Annotated in this window: 3 protein-coding genes; all 3 read left to right on the forward strand. The window is 61.7% G+C overall.

Annotated elements, in window-relative coordinates; genetic code table 11:
- Position 1 precedes the first annotated feature (1 nt).
- The gene (locus ACR0AY_RS21125; protein ID WP_253913067.1) at positions 2-1351 is read left to right on the forward strand and encodes a glutamine synthetase family protein; all 1350 of its coding nucleotides are present in this window, start codon (positions 2-4) and stop codon (positions 1349-1351) included.
- A gap of 128 nt (positions 1352-1479) precedes the next feature.
- On the forward strand, positions 1480-2862 hold the full coding sequence (locus ACR0AY_RS21130) for an aldehyde dehydrogenase family protein (protein WP_170516224.1): 1383 nt from the start codon (positions 1480-1482) through the stop codon (positions 2860-2862).
- A 67-nt stretch (positions 2863-2929) separates the two neighbouring features.
- The coding region (locus ACR0AY_RS21135; RefSeq protein ID WP_170516222.1) for an iron-containing alcohol dehydrogenase at positions 2930-4017 on the forward strand (1088 nt) is incomplete at its 3' end.

Below are 4017 nucleotides of genomic sequence, written 5' to 3' on the forward strand. Positions count from 1 at the left end.
GCTGACATTTGAGCATTTGAAGGCTGAGGTTTCGTCTGGCGAGATTGATACGGTATTGGTTTGTCTGGTTGACATGCAGGGCCGTTTGTTGGGGAAGCGGTTTCATGCGGGTCATTTTGTTGCGGGAGCGTGGGAAGAGACGCATTGCTGCAATTATCTGCTGGCGACGGATCTCGAGATGGGGACGCCGGACGGGTATGCGTCGACCAGTTGGGAGCGGGGCTATGGCGATTATGTGATGAAGCCGGATCTGAGCACGCTGCGCCCAGTGCCGTGGCTGGAAGGCACGGCGATGGTGATGTGCGATGTGCTGGATCATCACACGCATGAAGAAGTGCCACACGCGCCGCGCTCGATCCTGAAACGTCAGGTGAACCGGCTGAAGGCGATGGGCTATGACGCGATGTGCGCCACCGAGCTGGAGTTTTTCCTGTTCGAGAAAAGCTTTGATCAGATCCGCAAGGAAGGCTTTCGCGACCTTGAGCCGATCTCGGGGTACAACGAAGACTATCACATCCTTCAGACCACCAAGGAAGAGCATGTGATGCGCCCGATCCGCAACCATCTGTGGGATGCGGGGATACCGGTCGAGAACACGAAAGGTGAGGCCGAGACCGGGCAGGAAGAACTGAACATCAAATACGCGCCTGCGATGGAGACGGCCGAGTATCACTCGATCGCCAAGAACGCGGTGAAAGAGATTGCCTGGCAGCATGGGCATGCCGCGACCTTCCTGCCGAAATGGCATCATGACAAGGTGGGCAGTTCGTCCCACGTGCATCAGTCGCTCTGGTCCGAGGGGCGGCCGATCTTTTTCGACGAAAAAGATCCGCTCGGCATGTCGGATGTGATGAAAAGCTACATGGCGGGTCTTTTGAAATACGCCGCCGATTACACCTGTTTCATGGCGCCCTACATCAACAGCTACAAGCGGTTCATGAAGGGGACCTTTGCGCCGACGCGGATCATCTGGTCGGTGGACAACCGCACCGCCGGGTTCCGTCTGTGCGGTGACGGCACCAAGGCGGTGCGGGTGGAATGCCGTATCCCGGGCTCGGATATGAACCCCTATCTGGCGATGGCTGGGATGCTGGCGGCGGGGATCGCTGGGATCGAAGAAGGGCTGGAGTTGCAGCCGCCGACCACGGGCGACGTCTATCAGGGAGAGACGGGGATGATCCCGGGCAATCTGCGCGCGGCGCGAGATGCGCTGCATGGCTCGGCGATGTTGCGGGCTGCAATGGGAGATGACGTTGTCGAACACTATGCGCGCGCGGCCGAGGTTGAGATCGAAGAGTTTGAGCGCGTGGTGACCGATTGGGAAATTGCCCGCGGGTTCGAGCGGGCTTGAGAGGGTGAAAGCGAGGGGCCAGCCCCGCCGCCATTGGCGCTCGAACCAATGGCGCACCAATGGCGGCCCCAGAGATATTTATGGCCAGATGAAGCAGGGATCCTGCTCTCTTTAGAGATGGAGTGACTATGGGGCAGATGTTGCAATGTGTCTCGCCGATTGATGGGTCGGTTTTTGCCGAGCGCGAGGTGTTGTCGCGGGAGGCGGCGTTTGAGGTTGCGGGCCGGGCGCGGGCCGCACAGGCGGCTTGGGCGGCGCGGCCCTTGCGGGAACGCATTGATCTCGTGATGGCGGGTGTGGCTGCTGTCGGCGCGATGAATGAGGAAATCGTGCCCGAGTTGGCGCATATGATGGGTCGCCCGGTGCGCTATGGCGGTGAGTTTGGCGGCTTCAACGAGCGCGCAAGCCATATGGCCGGGATTGCCGAAAGCGCTTTGGCCGATATTGCCGTGGGCGAAGATGAGACGTTCAAGCGCTATATCAGGCGCATCCCGCATGGGGTGGTGTTTGTGGTGGCGCCGTGGAACTACCCCTACATGACGGCGATCAACACGGTGGCCCCGGCGCTGATCGCGGGTAATACGGTGATCCTGAAACACGCCACGCAGACCCTGCTGGTGGGCGAGCGTATGGCGCAGGCCTTCCATGCAGCGGGTGTGCCGGAAGACGTGTTCCAGAATGTCTTTCTGAGCCATGACGTGACCAACGATCTGATCGCGGGCAATGCGTTCGACTTCGTGAACTTCACCGGCTCGGTCGGCGGCGGCCAGGCGATGGAGCGCGCGGCGGCGGGCACCTTTACCGGCGTCGGGACTGAGCTGGGCGGCAAGGATCCGGGTTATGTGATGGACGATGCCGATCTGGAGGCGGCGGTTGAGACGCTGATCGACGGGGCAATGTTCAACGCGGGCCAGTGCTGCTGCGGGATCGAGCGGATTTATGTGCATGAAAGCCTGTATGACGACTTCGTCGCCAGGGCGGTGGAGATCGTGAAGGGCTATAAGCTGGGCAATCCGCTGGACGCTGAGACCACCATTGGCCCGATGGCCAATGTGCGCTTTGCCGATGAGGTACGGGCGCAGATTGCCGAGGCGGTCGAGGCTGGTGCGGTGGCCCATATCGACATCTTCCCTGAGGATGATGGCGGCGCATATCTGACGCCGCAGATCCTGACCAATGTCACCCATGACATGCGGGTGATGCGGGATGAAAGCTTTGGTCCGGTAGTGGGCATCATGAAAGTGTCCTCGGATGACGAGGCCACCCGGCTGATGAATGACAGCGCGTTTGGCCTGACAGCGAGCCTCTGGACCCGCGATCTGGACCGTGCAGCGCGGGTGGGTGACCAGATTGAGACGGGCACCGTCTTCATGAACCGGGCCGATTATCTGGATCCCGGCCTGTGCTGGACCGGCTGCAAGAATACCGGGCGCGGCGGCGGTCTCTCGGTCATTGGCTATCACAACCTGACACGTCCCAAATCCTATCACCTGAAAAAGGTCACGGGCTAAGGACGCCGGCCTGCCTCGGAATGACCCCCTCGCCGGGGCAGGCCTTTTGACACGAAGGAAAGCAAACATGTCACTTGTTGGAAACTGGTCTTATCCAACCGCAATCAAATTCGGGGCCGGGCGGATCAATGAATTACCCGAAGCCTGTGCTGCGGCCGGCATGAAGAAGCCGCTGCTGGTCACCGACAAGGGGCTGGCCGACCTGCCGATCACCACCGCGACGCTGGATATCATGGAGACCGCCGGTCTGGGCCGGGGTCTGTTCGCGGATGTGGACCCGAACCCCAATGAACAGAACCTCGAGGCCGGTGTTGCGGCCTATAACGCGGGCGGCCATGACGGGGTGATCGCTTTTGGCGGCGGCTCGGGGCTGGATCTGGGCAAGATGGTCGCCTTCATGTGTGGTCAGACGCGCCCGGTCTGGGACTTTGAGGACATCGGCGATTGGTGGACCCGAGCGGATGCCGATGCCATCGCGCCGATCATCGCCGTGCCCACAACTGCCGGGACCGGGTCCGAAGTGGGGCGCGCCAGCGTCATCACCAATTCTGAAACCCACGCCAAGAAGATCATCTTCCATCCCAAGGTGCTGCCGACCGTGGTGATCTGCGACCCCGAGCTGACGGTGGGCATGCCCAAGTTCATCACCGCAGGCACCGGTCTGGATGCGTTCGCGCATTGTGTCGAGGCGTTCAGCAGCCCGCATTACCACCCGATGTCTCAGGGCATCGCGCTGGAAGGGATGCGGCTGGTCAAGGACTACCTGCCACGTGCCTATGCGGACGGCACCGACATCGAAGCCCGCGCCCAGATGATGAGCGCGGCGGCGATGGGGGCCACCGCCTTCCAGAAAGGCCTGGGCGCCATCCACGCCATGAGCCACCCCGTCGGCGCGGTGTTCAACACCCACCACGGCACCACCAACGCGGTCTGCATGCCCGCCGTGCTCGAGTTCAACGCGCCAGTCATCGCCGACCGCTTCCAGCAAGCCGCCGCCTATCTGGGCATCGACGGCGGCTTCGACGGCTTCCGCAGCTTCGTGCAAGAGTTCAACGACAGCCTCGCCATCCCCCGCAAACTCTCCGACCTCGGCGTCACCAAAGCCGCCATCCCCGAACTGGTACAAGGCGCAATCATCGACCCCTCATGCGGAGG

Source organism: Ruegeria sp. A5, assembly GCF_056543005.1.

Bases quoted from the DNA above. Each gene is read 5' to 3' on its own strand.
- ACR0AY_RS21130 (WP_170516224.1), top strand. From the start codon at position 1,480: ATGGGGCAGATGTTGCAATGTGTCTCGCCGATTGATGGGTCGGTTTTT.